The 20,941-nt window shown below is 28.9% G+C and carries 10 protein-coding genes and 1 riboswitch; of the genes, 2 read left to right on the plus strand and 8 right to left on the minus strand.

Going from position 1 to position 20,941, the window contains the following annotated elements; genetic code table 11:
- Positions 1 to 267 precede the first annotated feature (267 nt).
- A riboswitch (cobalamin riboswitch) is annotated at positions 268 to 462 on the minus strand.
- A gap of 168 nt (positions 463 to 630) precedes the next feature.
- A complete protein-coding gene (locus Q0Y03_RS11110) occupies positions 631 to 2,349 on the minus strand; it encodes an oleate hydratase (RefSeq protein WP_297713896.1) in 1,719 nt (572 codons plus the stop codon).
- Positions 2,350 to 2,512: 163 nt separating this feature from the next.
- The gene (gene aspD / locus Q0Y03_RS11115; RefSeq protein ID WP_297713897.1) at positions 2,513 to 4,180 is read right to left on the minus strand and encodes an aspartate 4-decarboxylase; all 1,668 of its coding nucleotides are present in this window, start codon (positions 4,178 to 4,180) and stop codon (positions 2,513 to 2,515) included.
- Positions 4,181 to 4,358: 178 nt separating this feature from the next.
- Here aspD and Q0Y03_RS11120 point away from each other — a divergent pair, with 178 nt between their 5' ends.
- A complete protein-coding gene (locus tag Q0Y03_RS11120; RefSeq protein WP_297713898.1) occupies positions 4,359 to 5,873 on the plus strand; it encodes a bifunctional UDP-sugar hydrolase/5'-nucleotidase in 1,515 nt (504 codons plus the stop codon).
- 174 nt (positions 5,874 to 6,047) lie between these two features.
- Here Q0Y03_RS11120 and Q0Y03_RS11125 read toward each other — a convergent pair whose 3' ends face one another.
- From Q0Y03_RS11125 to Q0Y03_RS11135, 3 genes are all read right to left on the minus strand, one after another.
- Complete coding sequence (locus Q0Y03_RS11125) at positions 6,048 to 6,914, minus strand: ROK family protein (RefSeq protein ID WP_297713899.1); 867 nt, start codon at positions 6,912 to 6,914, stop codon at positions 6,048 to 6,050.
- 46 nt (positions 6,915 to 6,960) lie between these two features.
- Complete coding sequence (locus Q0Y03_RS11130) at positions 6,961 to 8,733, minus strand: class I mannose-6-phosphate isomerase (protein WP_297713900.1); 1,773 nt, start codon at positions 8,731 to 8,733, stop codon at positions 6,961 to 6,963.
- A gap of 70 nt (positions 8,734 to 8,803) precedes the next feature.
- Positions 8,804 to 11,239 carry a hypothetical protein gene (locus Q0Y03_RS11135; protein ID WP_297713901.1) on the minus strand — a complete coding sequence of 812 codons (2,436 nt, stop codon included), beginning with the start codon at positions 11,237 to 11,239 and terminating at the stop codon, positions 8,804 to 8,806.
- 381 nt (positions 11,240 to 11,620) lie between these two features.
- On the opposite strand from Q0Y03_RS11135, the gene Q0Y03_RS11140 reads away from it, so the two are divergent.
- On the plus strand, positions 11,621 to 12,523 hold the full coding sequence (locus Q0Y03_RS11140) for an AraC family transcriptional regulator (RefSeq protein ID WP_297713902.1): 903 nt from the start codon (positions 11,621 to 11,623) through the stop codon (positions 12,521 to 12,523).
- A gap of 298 nt (positions 12,524 to 12,821) precedes the next feature.
- On the opposite strand, the gene Q0Y03_RS11145 is transcribed toward Q0Y03_RS11140, so the two are convergent.
- The 3 genes from Q0Y03_RS11145 to Q0Y03_RS11155 all read right to left on the minus strand — a co-directional run bounded on the left by Q0Y03_RS11145 (position 12,822) and on the right by Q0Y03_RS11155 (position 20,900).
- Positions 12,822 to 14,678 (minus strand): glycoside hydrolase family 20 zincin-like fold domain-containing protein, encoded by a 1,857-nt coding sequence (locus tag Q0Y03_RS11145; RefSeq protein ID WP_297713903.1) that lies wholly within the window; start codon positions 14,676 to 14,678, stop codon positions 12,822 to 12,824.
- Between the two features lie 72 nt (positions 14,679 to 14,750).
- Complete coding sequence (locus Q0Y03_RS11150; RefSeq protein WP_297713904.1) at positions 14,751 to 18,422, minus strand: discoidin domain-containing protein; 3,672 nt, start codon at positions 18,420 to 18,422, stop codon at positions 14,751 to 14,753.
- 147 nt (positions 18,423 to 18,569) lie between these two features.
- Complete coding sequence (locus tag Q0Y03_RS11155) at positions 18,570 to 20,900, minus strand: glycoside hydrolase family 3 N-terminal domain-containing protein (RefSeq protein WP_297713905.1); 2,331 nt, start codon at positions 20,898 to 20,900, stop codon at positions 18,570 to 18,572.
- Positions 20,901 to 20,941: the final 41 nt, after the last annotated feature.

Raw genomic sequence — 20,941 nt, forward strand, 5'->3', positions numbered from 1 at the left:
AGAAAAAGAAAAAATGAAATATTAATTTGGAGGGAACATTGAAATTGAGCCGTAGAATTTAATCTTTGTGGAATTGAACTTGCGTAAAGAAGTTGTATTGAAGCGTAAGCGACTTTTACAACTTTAGCAAGTTCAATGAAAGAAAGATATAAATTCTAGGCAAAAATTTCACAGTTCCCGGAAAATAAATATTTCATTTTTTCTCTTCCACGTGGTGCGCAATAGAATTCAATAGTTTATATAATATCATCCTTACCTTCCCACCGAAGTATAGATCAAAATCTAGGCAGGTCTCCTGGCTTAAACTTCATCCTTATCTCATACCTTCCCAGCTTTATTAAAACCAGTGGCTTAATTTGAGATTCGTCCATTATTACAGTAGCGGGGGCTGCAGTGGCATTTAACCACTTTCCCTTTTAATTTTAAAATGTAATTTTAAAAACCTAAATTTTTAAATATTCTATTTTTATATCTATTTAATTAAATACTAATTTATAATATTATTCAAGTTTTATTTATTTTTTAATAATATTTTTCCGTAAAATATTATATAAAATAAAACAGTTGATATTTAAAATTATGATATCAACTGTTTTAAATTTATATATTAAAATATTACTTATATTTTTTCTATCTATAAGATGTCTTTAATGCTTCCTTTAATACTTTAGGATTCTTTTTATATGGAGTTACTGAACATATTTTCTTATTCTTGACATCAAATAAAGTGTATACTGCAATTCTTGCAGCTCTTACAGAATACTCTTCTGTAAATACCATATCTTCTGGTATCTCAACAAATTGACTTATCATTGCAAAGTTTGTTGAGCCATCTGGTACAACCTTTGGTCTATCACTCATCTTACGAGGTTGGAATTGTGAGTCTATATATGGCATCATGCATGGAATTACATTAACTATATCATTCTTAATTTCATCAGCCTTATCTAACATATGAAGATGATATAATAATTCCATTAATATTTCTTCACCAGTACAATCTCTCATTGGTTTTTTAATATAATCTCCATCCCTATCTGTATATATTCCATATCCCCAGAAAATCGTTGTATCTAAAGGTTGATTTTTAAAATGTGGTTGTGCTGCAACGACTATACTCATTAACCAATTAGAATCTTTAAATGTCATTAAAGCTCCACTACCTGGGATATTTCCTGAGAATTGCTCAATTAATTTTAATAACTTATTTCCTTTAGATGTTACCGTAAAACTTTCCCAATTAGTTTGTTCTGGATGATTAAAGAATGGTTCTGGATTGCCAAGTCCAGGCTTTTTAGCTGCTATTTTTCTCCATAGCTCTCCAGACATTGGGTTTTCTGGTTTATATTCTGCTGGTGTATTATAATCTCCTAATGTTGCATTATCTGTCATACAACCATTTATCATAATGCATACATCCTTCTCACCTAATTCAATAACCTTTTCTCCTTCTTCATCTTCTATATGAATTGCAGTTACTGTTATTCCAGGTCCTTCTTTAAAATCTAAATCAGTAACTGTAGCATTTATACTAAAGTCTACATTAAATTTATCTAAATATGATTTTAATGGTAATATTACTGATTCATATTGATTGTATGGAGTACGTGTAACACCCTCTAATGTTTCTATACGTGAAAACTCGAAAATCATACGTTCCATATAACGCTTAAATTCAAATAAACTAGACCACTTTTGGAAAGCAAATGTTGTTTGCCACATATACCAGAAATTTGTTTCAAAGAAATGTGGTGTATTACTAAACCATTGTTCTATAGTCATATCATCTAAATTTTCTTCTGGAGTAATCATTAATTTACCTAATGCCATACGATCATCATTATTAAATCCCATACTTCTTACATCTTGAATAACTCCATTTTTATCTACTAATCTTGCTTGTGCATGTGTTGGATGTAAATGATCAAAATTTAATATTTCTTCTGTTACACTCATTCCTGGCATATCTAATGAAGGTATTGACCTAAATAATTCCCAGAAGTTTTCATAAGTCTCTTCATTAAGCATTCTTCCACCACGACAAACAAACCCATTTATCGGATCTCCAGCACCATCATTACTTCCACCTAGAATTTTTAATCCTTCAATTATATGAATATTTTCACCTTTAAAATTACAATCTCTTATTAAGTAAGCAGCTCCTGCTAAAGAAGCTAAACCACCACCAACAAAATAAACTTGTTTATCATCATTAGCATCACTATATTTAAAAGTTTCATTTTCTTTTAAGTTCTTATTTTTGTTATTTTTCACCACCATTGTTGCAATAGCTGTAACACCAGCTATGGCTCCTAATGTCCATAAAGCATTTGATTTATTTTTATTCAATTTTTAGCCATAAATTTAATACCTCCAATACTTTGTATATTTTATATTCTTCATTATAATATTAATAGTTTAAAATGTATTTAGACAATTATATTATTATGTTTAAAAATATAAAATATTAACATACTATTTAAACTTAATTAACATATTTATTTAAATAATATTACCATTTAAATTCCTTCCACTCTTTTGCATATTCATCAAAAAGTTCATTTATACCCTTTCCTATTGTTATATATTGATTATCAGTTAAATTTGCTAAAGATACTCGAATTGACCAAGTTGGTCCTTTAAATCCATCGCCATTTAACAAAACTATTCCATATTTTTCTGCCAATTCAAATAAAAATTCAATTGCACTACGCTCTCTCTTTAAATATTCAACAAATTCCTCTCCGTATTTAAATTTGGCCCAAACTAATAAATCATATTTATTATAATAATTTGTACTATATATATCATTCTTCATTGGCAATCCAATTAAATTTTCATACAATAACTCTTTACGCCTTTTGCAGATATTTTTAGTTTGCTCTTTATATTTATCTTCTTTATCTAACAATGAAAATATTGAAAAAATAGCCATTTGCACTTGTTGTGGAGTAGATAAACCTGCTGTATGATTTAATGCTACTTGCCTACTATCAGCAACTAATCTATCAATAAAAGAAATTTTTTCTGGATCTGTGCTCATAGTTGAATATCTTTCATCAACTATATCCTTATCATCTTCATTTAATTCAGCTATTAACTTATCAAAAACATTTTCTTCTGCTAAAGCTATAACTCCTAATCTCCATCCTGTTACTCCAAAATATTTAGAATAAGAATATACACCAATTGTATTGTATGGCATAGTAACCATTAATGATTTAAATTTATCACAAAATGTTCCATAAACATCATCTGTAACAATCATTAAGTTAGGATTATTTTTTTCTACGATTCTTTTTATATACTCCATAGACTCTTCATTTATTGCTACTGAAGGTGGATTACTAGGATTGACAATACAAGCTAATTTTATCTCCTTATCACACAACTTATCTAACTCTTCCTTAGGATACTGCCATGTATGTCTACCTTCTTCATTAAATTCTGATGCATATATATTTACAACTTCAAAATTATATCTTGGTAACTCTGGAATATCTAAATATGGTGTAAATATAGGCACTAATAATGCTATCTTATCTCCTGGGTATAGTAACCTATTAGCCTCTAGTGAATCAAATATATAACACATTGCAGCTGTTCCACCTTCCACTGCAAAAATCTGATGATTATCACTCTTGGGGTTTCCTCCCATTTCCTTAATTAAATAATCTCTTACTACTATTTCAATATGTGTAAGCATTCTATCTGGTAATGGATAATTATCTCCTATGATTCCATCTACAAGCTCAAAGACCCAATTATCCTTATCAAAATTATGTACATCTATTCCATATTCTATTATGTTATTAAGCAACTCTATTCCTGGTGCATCTTTATGCTTGTCATAATAAATCTTAAATATATTATAAATTCCAGTATTATGAGGCATTCCTGCCAAGTCTCCATCACACCAAGTTCGTTGTGTTTCTTCTACTGCAAATTGGCCTAATGTAAAAAATGCTTGTCTTGGGGTTGCTGCTGTCCAATTAGGATTTCCCCTTCCTGCATTTAGCAGTATATTTGTACCTTTTTTCTCTGATTTTAATGCAAGCTCAATTAACCTATCCTTCAGCTCAAAAGGGCTTAAACTCTTAACTTCCTCTATTAATTTTTTTCTTTTTATTTCTCTAATAGTACTTATACTAAACACCCCTTTAACTAAAAATTTATTCATAATCTTCTATTATTTCTATTTTGCTCTTTATATATTTAAAATATTCTTAATAACTGAAAGGATAGATTTTCACCTTAGAACAACTTTCTCCATTTAAAGATATGTTATAATCTACTTATTCATAGCTAAAAATAATATACAGTTATTATTAAAATTTTATAAATTCAGAGAGGTATATATGAAAAATTTAAAAATTTATTTTACATCTGATATGCATGGATATTTGTATCCAACAAACTACATAGATAAAGAACCTAAAAATATTGGTTTAATAAATATGATTAATGATTTCAAAAAAGATGGTAATACATTAATTATGGATGCTGGTGATACTATTCAAGGTTCACCTCTTACTTATTATTTAAGTGGTCAAAAATTTAATATTCATCCTATTGCAGATATTATGAATGCTGCTGGATATGATTTTATAACTCTAGGAAATCATGATTTTAATTATGGACTATTATATTTAAGAAAATATCTTCGTACATTAAAGGCTAAATGCTTATGTGCAAATGTTGTTGATAAAACTGGTGAACTACCTATATTACCTTATTCTATAAAGACCTTGGAAAATGGATTGAAAGTTGGAATTATAGGAATAACAACAGACTTTATAAATCATTGGGAAAGAACTGAAAATATAGCTAACATAAACATTACTGATACATTTGAAGCTGTAAAATATTATTTTGATGAAGTAAAAGCAGCATCAGATATTGTCATTGGACTTTATCACGGTGGATTTGAGTATGATTTAAACTCACATGAACAACTTATGTTTACAAGTGAAAATATAGCTTATAAATTATGTATGGAATTTGACTTTGACATTTTACTTACTGGTCATCAACATATGCCATTAGCAGATACTATAATTAATGGTACTCATGTTGTTCAAACACCTCAAAGAGCTACCAGTTATGTACAAGTAGAATTGAATTTAAATAATTATGGTAGTAAGACTATTACTTCCTCTCTTAAGAAGGTTAAATTAAATTGTGAAAATGAAATATATAATAAATATTTACCTTTAGAAAATGATGTTCAACAATGGTTAGACACTCCTATAGGATTTTTAGATGAAAATTTATATCCATCTTCTCATTTAGATATGGCTCTAAATGGTTCAGATTTAGCTAACTTTATAAATGCAGTCCAACTTGATGAAAGTGGTGCTGATATATCATGTACTTGCTTTTCTAATGAAATAAAGGGATTTGATAAAAATGTTACTGTAAGAGATGTTGTATCTACTTATATGTTTCCAAACACGTTAGTAATAGTTGAAATTAATAGAGCTCAATTAAAAACAGTATTAGAAAGATGTGCTAGCTATTTTAGTAATGATAATGGAAATATATCAATTTCTGATGCATTTTTAAAGCCTAAAATACAACATTATAACTATGATTATTTTGCAAATATAGATTATACTTTTGATTTAAATAGACCTGTTGGTGATAGAGTTGTCTCTATAAAATTTAAAGGTAAAGAATTAGATGATACTTCTAAACTTTCTCTTGTTATGAATAATTATAGATCAACGGGAGTTGGTGGATATGATGTATATAAAGAATGTCCACGTTTAAGAGAAATATTAGTAGAAATGCCTGAAGTTATTATTGATTATTTTATAAAGCATAAAAATGTTAAAGTGGATAAGACAAAATATATTAATACTATTTATTAGAATCTAAATCATATATCATTTTATTCTAAAGCTATTTTAAATTAGAGTGTAAAAAACACCTATAACAGTAATTCAAATCACTGTTATAGGTGTTTTTTTCTAAATAGTTTAAATAATAAAGTTATCTATTAAATACTCTAATATATATTAACATATCTATATTTAAATTCATCTTTAAAATAGCATTACACTTCCAATTATTGCACTTTTAGAAGTATCTTTTGTAACTACTACTTCAACATTGTTTTCATTAAAATAATCAATACTCTTTCCTAAGAACAATTCACTACTCTTTGCTACTTGTCCTCCAACTATTACTCTATCTGGCCTAAACAATTCAGTCGCTAGCTTAAACACCTCTAATAAGTTATTTTCAAAAGTATTCCAAACTACTTTAGCTAAATCTTCACCCTTTAATGCTTTATCTGCAATTTCTTTTACTTCTAAACCAATAATTCCACATTCATTAGCAATTTTTAATATTCCCCTGCAAGAAATATAATCATCTATTATTCCATCCCTATACGGAATACTATATATCCATTTATTTTTTATAACTTCATTATTTTCAATATAAGCAGATCCACAACCTGTACCTATGCATACTGTAAAAACCTTATTGCTTTTCTTATTATTCAATAATTCTTCACCTAAAGCAAACATTGCTGCATCATTTTCAAACTTTACATTAAAATCATTAGTTATATTTTTCAAATTTTCTTTAGCATATTTTATAATTTCTTCTTTTATATTTACACCATATATACTTTCATACTTATTTATACCCTTTATATATGATACTCCATTCTCATAATCAAAAGGACCTGGAAATGCAATACCCACTCCTGAAAAATTACAATTACTAAGTGAACTTATTCTTTCTTTTATTATGTTCATAATATTACATAATACTGTTTCCTTATCGCAATTAGAAAATGACTCATTAATTATTATCTTATCATCTAAAATTTCACCATTACTATTTACTACTGCCGACTTTATATACGATCCTCCAACATCAAGACCAACATAATACTTCATTTTGATTAATATCCTCCACAAATTTATTATTAATTCTTTTCATTACTTATTTATTGTTGGTATTATCTCGTACATATGCCTTTATTACACCTATTGTTTTTCCAACACTATTACCAGATGGTGATATTGTATATTCATATATATCAGCCGGAATTATAAAAGTTTCTGCATAATGAACTTTAAATGGCTTAAATTTATTGCTTGGACTTTCTATTATTGCCTCTTCTCCTTCAATAAGATTCAATACATTTAAAGTCCCATTTGTATTATTTTTTATTTTTTTGTTAAACCATAATCTTCTAGTTTCTATGAATTCTAACTCATGAAGTCCTGTTTTTTCTTCCTTAAATCCATCTTCTTCACTTATAGTAACAATGTTATTCACTAAATTTTTCTTTACCCATTCAGTGTTTCTATTAAACTGTATAACTTCTTTGCCATGCTCCAAATGAATTGGTCTTGGTAATCCATCTAATCCTACTCTTCCCCAATCCCAAAGCTTAAAGGTAAATATATATGGTGTGGCACTTATTTCTAATACAATACTATTTTTACCTGAACAATGTATTGTTCCATTAGGAATTAAAAAATGATCATGCTTTTTAGCAGGAAATTTATTTATATATTTTTCTACATCTAAATTATTTTCACCTGTTTGAGCCTCTTTTAATGCTGTTAAAAACTCTTCTTTATCAACATTATCTTTCATACCCAAGTATACTGTTGCATCTTCAGCAGTATCTAGCATATAGTAACTTTCATCTTGAGTATAACTCATTCCAAACTTATCTTTTATATACTCTTTTAATGGATGAACCTGTAAACTTAAGTTTCCACCCTCCATAGTATCTAAAAAGTCAAACCTAATTGGGAACTCAGCTCCAAATCTGTTAAAGATACCATTTCCTAACAATTCTTTAGGCTTGTACAGCACCAAATCAATTGATGGAATCTCAACTCTAACATCTCCAAATCTTATGAATAAACTATTTTCTTCTGGAACACAATCAAAGCACCATGCATAATTCTTACTACTTTTATCTAAATCACATACTTCCTTCATCCATTGTCCACCCCATACCCCTGGATCAAAGAATGGAACAACTCTAAATGGTGTAGTAACTGCTAAATCCATAGCTTTTCTAAAATTATCACCAGTTATCATCTTTACAGAATCATTATCATTAGTATCTAATATATAATCTATATCATTGAAAAACTTCTTTTTATAATTATCTACTAATCTCCATTCTATAAAGTATCCTCTTTTGTATTTCTTTAAAAAATCTTCATTATAATTTTCTATTTTATAATTTCCTAATTTCCCACTTCTATATCTAAGTTGTATTTCCCACCTAGCTAAGTCTGCATAAATATGAATATCTGGCTTACATATCAGTAATGCACCAACTCCTAAAATTAAAATATTTCCTTTTTCAACTGAATTGATATTCCTTCTATACTCTTTAATCTTATTCTCGTCAATTATGTCTTCTAGCCTTAAATCATTCATTTTTCCAAAAACTCTATCATCAGTTAAGTTATCATTAAATATATCTGTTATTTTTTCACCTTCAAAAAAAACATCTTTCGTAAATATAACCTTATCAAACTCAATATACTTTGATATATTTTCTAAAACCTCATCTTCATATACCCCCATATAACAATCAATAGCAATTATATTTTTTCTATTAATCATCTTACTACTAATTTCAGAGCAAATTTTCTCATATCCTAAAAATGCACCATCACAACTTTCTGAAACAAGTATTTCTGGATATTTATCATAATTCGATTTTCTATTTATATACTTCATCACTTACCCACCTTTTATAAATTCCCCAGGGTTAAGGGAATTTACTCCTTCCCCCTGGGGAATACTATTTTTAGTCTATTCTATAATTAACAAATCCAATATTCATTTCATTATTATCGCTAGCTAACTCATACTTATTATTAATATTATTTTCCCAAGTAACTGAATAATTAAATTCAATAAATCCACCTAGTGATGCCTTAAAATTAGTTTCCCAAATGTTATTCATCACCCATGAATATAACTCGTATTCCTTAGGATTAGTATAATCCTTATGATAAAGCTTTTTAGCATTTTCATATTGTAATTTTGAAGTATATATCAATGATGAATCTGGCATAGAAATACTAATTCCATAGCTATCTTCCAATAATCCTACTCCATCTTGAACCAAGTTATAATCACAGTTTGTCCCTAATAATTGATCCTTTTTAACTTGTATTACAGCTCCTGTTTTTTCACAGAATAAGTCCATCTTTTTATTATTTAAAGCAAATGGTAAAGCAATAAATACACTTTCAGGATTCCATTCACTTTCCTTATTCATCATTACAACTACATCAACTTTATTCATTTCATTGTATACCTTTAATACAACTCTTATAACTTTGATACCTTCTAACTCTAAATCAAAAGTTATCTTTCCATAAACATCTCCAATTTCACTAATCTTAACATCCTTAATTTTAGGATAGAAAACTTCATGATTTGAACCTCTCATATTACGGCCTAATGCACGTACTGCAAATTGATCACTAGTTGTTTGTCCCTTAGCTTTAGTTAATTCATATATTGGCATAAAAGCTCCAACTTTTGATGTATTATCAAATAATTCTACCCCATTAACCTTATCAAACCAGCCAATAATTCCTCTTTCTCTATCCCAAGAAATCTTCACGTGCTTATTTTCATAAACATTGTCATATTTAATAACTTCTCTAGGATCATCATATAAAAATATGTCATCACATCTTTGTACACAATAAGATTGATTTTTTATCTTTAAATACTCTATTGGATTTTCTTCTATATTAATAAATAATGTACGTTCTTCCTTAGGCTCTAAAGTTAAAACGCAATTAACGCATATTCCACCTGGATGCTCTTCAAATTGTGATTTGTACTTATTATTATTTTCATCCTTAACTACATATGTCTTATTAGACTTTTCCCAAGGGTCTAATGCTAACTTAACACACTCAGTAACTTTTCTATTATGTGGATTAACAACTTTGTACTTTAATGGGCGATCTGGCTTTAAACTATTCATACCTTTTGCTTCTAAGACTTTTATATAATTTCTCATTGCAACTTCATGAGCCTTAATTGCATATCCTGACTTTTTACAATCTAATAAATTAACAAATGAATTCCATGGATCTACTACAGATGAATAATGTCCCCATGTATGTTCTGCATAAAGCATTAGCATATCTTCACACTGACTTACTAATTTATCATCACTAATCTTTGAATCCTCATCTAATAATTTAGTAGTATTTAAAACTCGTTGTGCCTCTTTATATATCTTTAAATCATGTGGTGTACTACCTACTCCGAAAGACCACCAATCTGGCCAATCTCCACTATAAGTTGGTATTTCAGCATTGTCATTTTTAACTCTATCAAATACTTCATCTAAAGTAGCCATCTTAAATGTTACTTCTTCACCAAATTTTTCATTCCACCAATTAACAAAGTCAACTATCTCTTTATTGGGAGATCCATTATCAGTAGATATTCCAAGAATAGTGATTGGAATAAAGTTATATTCATAATTTTGATCTTCTAGTGATTTTAAGAACCTAAACATTCTAATTTCACCATATTCTTTACGCTTGTCTTGAGTAAAAGTTGCTTGTAAATCATCTCTATGAACATATGATGCTGTTGCAGTTTTTACTATTCCAAACTCATTTCCAAATTGATAATGCTCACCATTCCAAACTAATATCTTATTACCCTTTTCTGATTCCCAGTAGAAAGGTCCATGCTTTCTAAATAGGGGATACATACCATGATGCGTATGTACACATGATAATAAATTTTCAATTCCATTTTCTTTTAATGCATCAATATACCCATAGGAATATCCATTTATATCTGCAGTCATAGCTGATTTAATTTCTTTATTTATGCTCTTTCCATAATCAACAGACTTCTTAATTTGATTTTTCAATATCTTCTCATCAACCAATTCAGTCATGTTCAAATAATTACCTGTAACTTCTATACTTCCATTTTTCACACAAACTTCAAAACGCTTCTTCCATTCATCGTCAACTTCTTTTAAGAACTGCTCTACAGCCCAAAATGCTTCGCATACCCAAACAAATTCATTTTCTCTATTATCTGCTCTTAAGGATTCTGCAATTTCAATGGCTTGCTTTATAAAATTCACATGATAAAATTCAATTATCTCTTGGCTGTGAGTATAACCTATATCTGTATGTGAATGATGTACTAAAAGAACTTCCCACTTTCTATTTAATTTATTTTTTGACATTTTATAATCCCCCTTATAAATACAAATTCAATATAACAATTCTTAATTTAATGAAATTTTTATAGATATTTTCTGCTTAATTAACATTGTACAATATCGAAATTATATAATAATATCAATGCATTATAAGACTTAATCAATATTGTATATAAGCAATAATTAAATATATCTTATACCTAAATTATAGGCTAAAATTAAATTTTCCAAATTGCAAATTAAGAATAAAAATTTGACTTATTCTGAAATAAATATTATGGCAAAATAATTTTATATCATTAAATTTAAATCTATACTGGATATATGATTTTAAGAGAAAATCTATGTTAAAAGCTTGTAATATAAAGTGAATAACTATAGATAAATTTATAGGAGGATTGTTATATGGATATTAATAAATTTTATGTTTTTAATTTACTTTCTAAAATAATAGTAAAAGAAGCTATAGGTCCATTTATAATAACTATAGCTCCAGTTAGTTTATGCAAATTTGATAATCTTTCTCCAACTAACAGACTTCATAGTCATAAGTGCTATGAACTTTGCTTTATCGTTGATGGTTCTGGAGAATATGTTCATGATAATACTGTATATGAAATAAAAAAGGGGGATGTTATTATATCCAACCCCAAAAGTAGTCATGAAATACGACTTTGCAATAAATGTGATTCCTCTAATTCCTCTACCTTACATTTAATTTTCTTCAATGTTAATATCGAATGTGTAGAACAATATTATGATTTTCACTTAAATACTTATGAAGAAAAAATGATAGCATCATTTTTAGAAAACCATAAAATCCTGCTTAGTAATTATGATTATATCTTTTCTTATATTAATTTTTTATTAGATAGCACAAATTCAAAGATAAGCAATTATGGTGTGTACAATATGATTAAAAATATAGTTCTTGAATCTCTTTTTGAGTTATGTACTAATAAAGATATTGTTAATTTTAACACTAATAATTATTCTGATGATTTTAATAATCTATTGATGTATATAGAAAGTAATTTGGATAGACCTTTAACTATGCAGGATATGTCAGAATTTTTATTTACTTCTGAAAGGAATATTCATTATATGTTTAGTAAATATCTTAATTTAACACCTAAGCAATATATTAATTCTAGGAAAATTAATCTTGCTAAAGTTTATTTAAAAATGAATTATAAGGTTAGTGATGTTTCTTCCTTAATTGGAATAAATGATATTAGTCAATTTAGTAGGTTATTTAAAAAATATTGTGGGATTTCTCCTAAGAGCTTTCAAAACCCTGAAGTTTAATCCCACCGCTTTTAAATATTACTGCATTATACTATAAGTTATTTATTAATTAATCCTGTTAATTTCTGTTATATTTAAATGTTGTTACTTCTTTAATTATTTTATCTTTCTTACTGTTATAGAAAATTGTTGTTATGTAAATCATAGCTTTTTATCAACAACGACTTTCTATAACAGATATTAAATTTTTTAATTATTATACTTATAATTTAACATCAACATTTTGGTATAACAGAAACTTATAGATTTTTATTATGATACTTATAATCAATTACCAACATTCTTCTATAACATGTTATCATACCCCTCTCAAGTACTTACATATATATTGTATAACTTCTCTTATTCTATATAATTCACTTTCTTTATTTCTCATCCTCCATACCCTTGAATAATCATAGAACCAAACTTCGATATCTTCAGCTAATTTCTTAGGTTCATAAATTAACTTACTACTTTCCTTACCTAAATCATATTTCATAACAGTTATAAAGAATTTATTAAATAGTCCCATTCCTTCAGTTGCAATTACGAGCTCTTGAATATCATATTTATTTTCTATATCCTTTAACAAGCTTATTAATTCATCTTCTACCTTGCAAGCCATCTTATATTCATTTTCCAAATACTCTACATCAAATGTTTCTAATTTCCCCTTTAAAGTACCATATCTTTCCTTAAAAGCTACGACCTCTTCCCATCTAATTTCATGATTCTTTGTTAAATCATTTAATAATGAAACTACTTTAAGTGATTTATCTCCATATTCAATTCTAGATATTGCCTTATATATTTGTGTAAAATCACCCTCTAAATTATTACTTGTTTCATCATTAGGATTCCATGATAATGCTGCACCATATATCATTCCTGGCATTGAACTTGCTAGTAAGTTTATATGTCCAAAATCTCCCCAATCTGTATTTAATACTCCAGCAGCATTATATTTCACTCCATAATTAATCATTCTTCTTATATTTTCAAAGGCTTTATCCATATAGCTAACAAGTTGATTCCAACTTCCTACTCCTGGAGAAACATATTGCTCTCTTTTAACTTCTGACATTATTCTAGTTTTCTCTTCCGTTACCTCATTAGAATAATCCCAATTTAAACAAATTAAGTCATCTGGTACTTCATTTAATAAATCAGTATGTCTTAATATTACATCTCCCCAGAACATTACTGTTTTATCATATTTTTTAACAATTGATATAACCTTATTTAAAAAGTCTACATATAACTTTCCCTCACCTATTTTATCTGCCTTTGCCTTACTTTTTCCTTTTCCTAAATCAAATGTTTCATCTCCACAAATATTAAACTTCTTTGAAGTAAATAGTGGTATAAATTGTTCTAACATATTTTCTACTAACTTTAAACTTTCTTCATTACTTACATCTAAAGTATGATGGGCCATTCTTTCATAAAATGAATATTCATCTTCCTCCATTCCATCCATTTCACATAGGTTGCAGAATGATTTTGTACGAAGCACTTCATATAGGTGACCAAATGTTGATAAAGATGGTATCAACTCTACATTTCTCTTTTTACAGTACATATCTAATATTAATATTTCTTCTGAAGTTAATGGATCCTTGTCTATCCATACCTCACTCATTCCTTTAAATGCAAAGGTATGCTCAATATACAACTGAATTTGATTTATTTTATAAAAAGATGCTTTATCTACTAATTGTTTTAGTGTTTCTAGTGTTGGTACCTTACCTCTAGTTGTATCATGGAAAAATCCACGGTTTTTAAAATATGGTTTATCTTCTATTTCTAAGCTTCTAATTGAATTACTACTTTGTTTTAATACTTGTTTCAATGTTTGAATTGCATAAAATATTCCTGAATCAAAGGTCGCTATTATTTCAATTGAATCATTATTTATAATTAATTTATATTCTTCATTTTCCATTCCATCAATCTTAATTATGTTTATGGAATTTTTTAAGGCAGTATTGTTTATGTTTTTGCTTATAGCTAGTTTAAGTCCAAAATTGTCTTTAATTTCTTTTTGTAACTCTATGGCACAATCTAACTCATAAAAATTACAAGCATATGATAGATTAATTTTTGTTTCTCTTTTTAATTTAAAATATCCTTCTTTTTCTCTATACTCTTTAGGCCTAGGTATTAAATACATAATGCTCCTCCCATATATACCTTAGGGGAAAGGGATTAACTCACCTTCCCCTAAGTAATAATTTAATTTTAATTATTTTTTCTTTCTAATAAACATAGCTCCTACTGCTGACATTATTCCTGCAACACCTACTGCAAATAATCCTCCTAAATTTCCTGTTTGAGGTAATGATCCACTTGGCTTATTTGGCTTATTCGGTTTTACTTCAACAGAGTTATTATTTCCATTCCCGTTATTATTTCCATTACTATTTCCGTTTCCATTGTTATTTCCATCTTCATCTGTTGGTGGAACTGGCTCTGTTGGTTTTTCATCATCTGTACTTTCTTTTTTCTTTAATGTTAAGTTTAATTCTTCCCTATCAAATGCTTCATCAATAGTTATTTCTTTTAATAAATTATCTGCTTCATAACTAGTTAAGTTTTCTGAATATTTTACAGCATATACTCCTGGATCTAATTTAATTGAAACCTCCCCTAATTCTCCTGTTGTAATAGTCTCAACTACCTTTTCATCTTTCATTATTTCATATATTGCTCCATTAACAGCGTTATTATCTTGATCCTTAACTATTAATGCTAAAGTTCCCTTAGACTCTGCTGATTTATCTTCTTTATAAACAACCTTAAACTTAGGTGAAGCTTTCATTCCTTCACGTTTAACTTGAAGTATTATTTCTCCTCCATTTTCACTAAGTAATAATGGCTTTAATACTGTAGATTCAGCATTATCTGCCACAGGAACGCTTACTTTTGTTGGGAATTCATCTGTATCATTTTCATAGTAGCTTACAATATCACCAGTTTGTAAATCTCCTATTTCTAATGTTGCATAATATTCTCCATCCACAACTGACCTTGGCTTAACTTCATATTCTGAAATCTTAAATTCTCCCGGTATTTTTGTAGTATCCCAAGCTTCATTATCATAAGATACGCTTAATTTTATACTCGCTTCCTTTCCTTCTTCCTTAACTGCGAAGTATATTCTCCCTTCTTCAGTACCAAAGTCTAAATCAGTAAACTTAACTTCTCCTGTTGTTTCAGCAACTTTTTTTGCAAATGGTTCTACATCACTTATATTTTTATATAATAATACTTCATATCCAGCTGGAACTTCTTTAAATAATACTTCATCACTTGCTCCATTATTATTAGTCGCTTTTACTGCATGCATTGGAATATTTTCAGTCATAGGTGTATTTACATCTTCGAATAATTGGAATTCATATATTCTTATTGCCTTCCATGGAGTTGGACCTGGATCATCTATATACACTCTAAATACTTGTCCCGTTACTGGTTCTGTTAAGTTTCTATCTACAATGCCTTCCTCATTATCTTCAACTACATCTACATCTACAAATTCTCCATCTCTTAAAACTTGTAATCTAAACGCTTTAGTATTAGTTAACTTATCTTCTCCACCAGCTTCTCCATGCATTGTTACCCATCTTTGAATAGTTTTCTCTTCTCCTAAATCTACCTCTAACCATCCTCCGTATATACCTGTAGTTGTACACCATTTACTATTATTTTCAACTGTACCATCTACAGCTTTAATAGCTGGTTCACCAGCATTTTCTGAACTTGCCGTAACTTTAGCATTTAAAGCAAAATTCACTGGTACTTCTTCATTTGGAACTTCTGTATCATCAGCAGACATATTCCATTTAAATTTTAATGTTTGAGCTTCTCCTCTATTGAAGTTGCCATCAACTGCTACAACTTCAAAATTAAATGAATCTTCATTATTATATCTATTAAATGGCGATATATAATAAGAATCATTATAAGTAGCTCCTATAAACTCTCTATTTCCATCTGGCTTAACTCTATATATCTCGTAGAAGCTTGCTCCATCTACATCTTCCCAATAAATCCTTGCTTCTGCTTTTTGTGCATTATGGAAAAGTTGATCATCTAAAGTTATCTTACTTGTTGCAGGTAATACTGTATCCTTGCTACTTTCTTCTACTGATAAACTTCCTATATTTATCTTAAAATCATTTATATCCTCTTCACTATCAAATCTTAATGATATTGCTGATATTGTTTTACCAACATAATCACCTAATGAAATTTTAGCTGTATTCCATTCTCCTGGAGTTCCATTTTCTACATCTAAGAATTCAAAGTTTTCTTCATGGTAATTATCCCCAAAGCATAATCCCACTTGCATATTATTATTTTCTGATGGTGTTTTATAAGTTATTGTTAATTCAGTTGTTCCATCAACTATATTTAACTTAGTACTATATAATTTAATATGATTTGGATTATCTGCTTCTAGATTTCCCTCAATAACTAATGAACTTCCTCCATTATAAGCATCTGTTCTATCAAAATCTGGAGTTAATTTAGATCCATTTGATTCTACTATCCACCTCCATGTTGGCAAATAATCTTGAAGCGATCTATTATTCCATTCTTTTGTTCTTGATACTTCTCCATCAATATAATATTGTTGTCCATGTCCTAAATTGAAGTTTGTTACAAAAGGCAATTCATTAATTGCTGACTTATCTGCAACATAATTTGCAAGTCCTACCCATTGATCTTCTGTATTTGAATTTGAAGGATCTCCTGAGCCTCCAACCCAGAATTTTTGATCATGTTTATAAAAATCTTCCATATCTTTAGCCATTGAAAGTGTTGAGTTTGGACAATACATTGCTAATGATAATTTTAATTTACCATCTTCATCTAGTAAATTTTCTACTGGAAATTTATCGTTATATGCATTTTGTTGAACCTCAACTCCAGCAAATATATCATATTGACTTCTACCAACTTCATTAGCAGTTTTTATACTCATATCTACCTTACTTAGTTCAGGAAAAGATGTTGACTCTCTATCCCAATTGTAATTTAAGAAAAATTCATCTGTTACTGTTTTACCATTGTTTTGAAAGAAGCCTACATTTAGTGGATTTAATGAATCTTGATAATTTACAGGTCCTTCAGTAGTCATTGAATCATACCATCCAATTCTTATATTTGGATCTTTTTCATGCATATATGTAAAGAATTCTACCATAAGATCAGCTTCTTCTTTACCACAGCCATAACTTTCTTGATTTATAAACCATCCATCAAATCCATAGAAATTTGTCATTTCAATCATTTTATCTGCAACTGGGAAACTACCATCTTCATTTTTAACTAAAAACTCTCTTATTTGTTCAACGTGTCCTTCACCAGGTCCCCATGGGAATCCAACTGTTCCTAATACAGGCACACCATTTTTATGACCTGCATCAATTATATCTGCTGTAGGTAGTACAAATATTCCCCTATTTGATCCTCCCCAGTAAACATAAGAGTCTACATATTGCCAGTATGAGAATGCATATGAACTTTCTATATCTCCACCTTGAGATGGTGCATTATCGATTTGTGGATTTGTTAATGCACAATTCATTATTTTTGCATCTGGATTTGCATTTGGATTTACTACTGCACCAGTAAATCTATCCTGTAATTTTATAGTTGCTCTGTTATATCTAGCAGCTTCATCACTTTCTGGACTCCATTCTAATAATGTTGAAATGCTATATGCATTTCCTGTTGGTTGTAAAGAATTATTTATACTATAACCTTCTACTGTAACATATTCACTAGCAATTTCTGCAGTTACTGTAGTTGCATATGCTGGAACTAATGATACTCCTATTGATGTTGCAATTAAGCATGCCGCTACTTTTTGCACATGTCTTCTTTTTCTAAGACTTCTCTTTGCCATTTAAACTTCCCCCTATTTATACCTCTTTATAATCTATAGTTTTTAATTTTTTCTTTTAACAAACTCCCCTCTCTCATATACTAATATATTTATTTGATAGCCAGTCATTGTATCATTACAAAATTTTATGTAATTATAACAAGCTTTTTATCCAGTTATAATTAATGTTTTTTCTAAACATTCTTCTGAATTGCCTCCAACTAATATCTTGACCTCACCCTCTTCAACTAAAAATTTCAAGCTACTATCCCATATTGAAAGCTCTTTTTTAGATATTTTAATATCTACAGCAATTTTATCTTTGGCTTTTATAAATACTTTATTAAATCCTTTCAATTCTTTAAATCTTCTTGTTACTGTAGATTCCATATCAATAGTATAAAGTTGTACTACTTCTAAACCATCTATATCACTAATATTTTCTATATCAACAGTTACTGTTACTTCTTTCCCATCCTTCAACTCTTCAATAGAAATTGATTCACAATCAAATCTTAAATTACTATATTTAAACTTTGAATAACTTAATCCAAAGCCAAATGGATATGCAGCTACTCCCCTCATATCTAAGTAATCAATCTTTGCACCACTATCTTTTCCATTGTAATAACATGGTAACTGCATAGATGATACTGGTATTGATACTGCTAGCTTCCCACTAGGATTATTTAATCCAAATATAGTTTCTGCAACAGCTTTTCCTCCCATTTTACCTGGGTACCAAGCACACAATATAGCATCAGCATAATCCTTTATATTTTCTATAGAATGTGGTCTTCCTTGAATTAAGACAACTATAACTTTAGTCCCTGTATTTTTAATTTCTTTAAGTAACTCAGCTTGTACACCATCTAAATCTAAACTTGCCTTATCTAAATTTTCACCACAATTTACATCAAGTTTACCTTCTTCTACAATGGCAGCTCCATTACTTTCAAACTTTACTTCTTCAGATTCTCTACTACTTGAACCACCTATAACAACTATTGCATAATTAGATTCTTTAGCTAAATTAATAGCTTCTTCAAATCTACTTTTATCTCTATTTATTATCCCGCATCCTTTTGCATAGTTAATTTCTATCTCTTCATTAACAATACTCTTTAGTCCATCTAAAACTGTTATTACATTCCCTGGGCGTTGTGGTGATGTATAATCTCCAAGCTGATTATATACATTATGAGCATTCGGCCCTATAACCGCTATTTTTTTCTTTTCCATATTAAGTGGTAATATACTTTCATTTTTTAGTAATATTATGCTTTCCCTTGCAATCTGTGTATTTAATTCTCTTGTGTTAATGTTCTCTTCCTTTAAATTGACCTCATCACTTAAAGAAACTTCACTAATTGAATTATTTTCAGTTTCCAAGGAAATTTCAGATTCTAAGCTATCCATATTGTCAAATAATCCAAGTTTAAATTTAACTTCAAGAATTCTTTCTAAAGCTAAATCAACCTCTTTTTCATCCACTATTCCTTTTTTTACTGCACTATCTAAATATGGATAAATTTCATCCCACAAACTTAAATCTACTCCAGCATTTATTGCTAATTTGCAAGCCTTTTCCTCATTTCTAGTCATTATAAGTAATCGATCTAATGCACATCCATCTGCCATTACTATTCCATCAAAACCATACTCATCTCTTAGGGTATTAGTTAAAAGCTTTCTATTGGCATGACATGGTATTCCATCTATTTCATTGTAAGCAGCCATAACACCTATAGCTCCACTTTTTGCACCAGCTTCAACTGGTGGTAAAAATATTTCTCTTAATTCTCGCTCTCCAATGTTAGCAGCCCCTGAGTTATGTCCACCTACTGCAGCCCCTTGTGCACATAGATGCTTAAGAACAACTCCAACTCCATTTTCAAAGTTATTTTTTTGATATCCTTCTACTATAGCTTCCGTGTACTTACTACATAAAAATGGATCTTCACTAAAACACTCTTCAGCTCTCCCCCATCTTGGATCTCTAAGAACATCAAGAGTTGATACAAGAGCTAAGTTAGCTCCCTTTTTTGAAAGTTCATCTGAAATCCGTGATGCAACTAAATTTACCAAGTTAGTGTTCCAAGTTGATCCAATACCTATGTTGCAAGGAAACATCTCTCCATCTAAAGCTTGATGTCCATGAGGACACTCTTCAGTAAATAATACTGGTATCTTCACCCTTGTATTTTCTTTAATATACTCTTGAATCATATTAATAACAGCTTTACAATCTTCCTTAGCTATTCCATTTTCAAAATTAACTTGAGACCAAGGATCTGCTCTAAATATTCCATATATAGCACCTATTCCTCCCCATCTCTTAACTTCATTTTTAAATATCTCTGTTAATTCATAGCCATTTTCAGTTTTTTCATACAACTGCCATCCATAAAGCCTTTGATTTAATTGTCCAACCTTCTCCTTTAATGTCATCTTACTTATTAATTCTTGTATTTTATTTTTATAGTCTTTTTGTATCATAATAATTATCACACCCTTAATAATTACAAAATAGGGGGGCC

It is taken from the genome of Clostridium sp. (genome assembly GCF_026168755.1).
In the GTDB taxonomy this organism is placed as follows: Bacteria; Bacillota; Clostridia; order Clostridiales; family Clostridiaceae; genus Clostridium.

Coding starts and splice junctions, on each gene's coding strand:
- aspD (WP_297713897.1), bottom strand. CDS start 4,180: ATGAATAAATTTTTAGTTAAAGGGGTGTTTAGTATAAGTACTATTAGA.
- Q0Y03_RS11120 (WP_297713898.1), top strand. CDS start 4,359: ATGAAAAATTTAAAAATTTATTTTACATCTGATATGCATGGATATTTG.
- Q0Y03_RS11125 (WP_297713899.1), bottom strand. CDS start 6,914: ATGAAGTATTATGTTGGTCTTGATGTTGGAGGATCGTATATAAAGTCG.
- Q0Y03_RS11130 (WP_297713900.1), bottom strand. CDS start 8,733: ATGAAGTATATAAATAGAAAATCGAATTATGATAAATATCCAGAAATA.
- Q0Y03_RS11135 (WP_297713901.1), bottom strand. CDS start 11,239: ATGTCAAAAAATAAATTAAATAGAAAGTGGGAAGTTCTTTTAGTACAT.
- Q0Y03_RS11140 (WP_297713902.1), top strand. CDS start 11,621: ATGGATATTAATAAATTTTATGTTTTTAATTTACTTTCTAAAATAATA.
- Q0Y03_RS11145 (WP_297713903.1), bottom strand. CDS start 14,678: ATGTATTTAATACCTAGGCCTAAAGAGTATAGAGAAAAAGAAGGATAT.
- Q0Y03_RS11150 (WP_297713904.1), bottom strand. CDS start 18,422: ATGGCAAAGAGAAGTCTTAGAAAAAGAAGACATGTGCAAAAAGTAGCG.
- Q0Y03_RS11155 (WP_297713905.1), bottom strand. CDS start 20,900: ATGATACAAAAAGACTATAAAAATAAAATACAAGAATTAATAAGTAAG.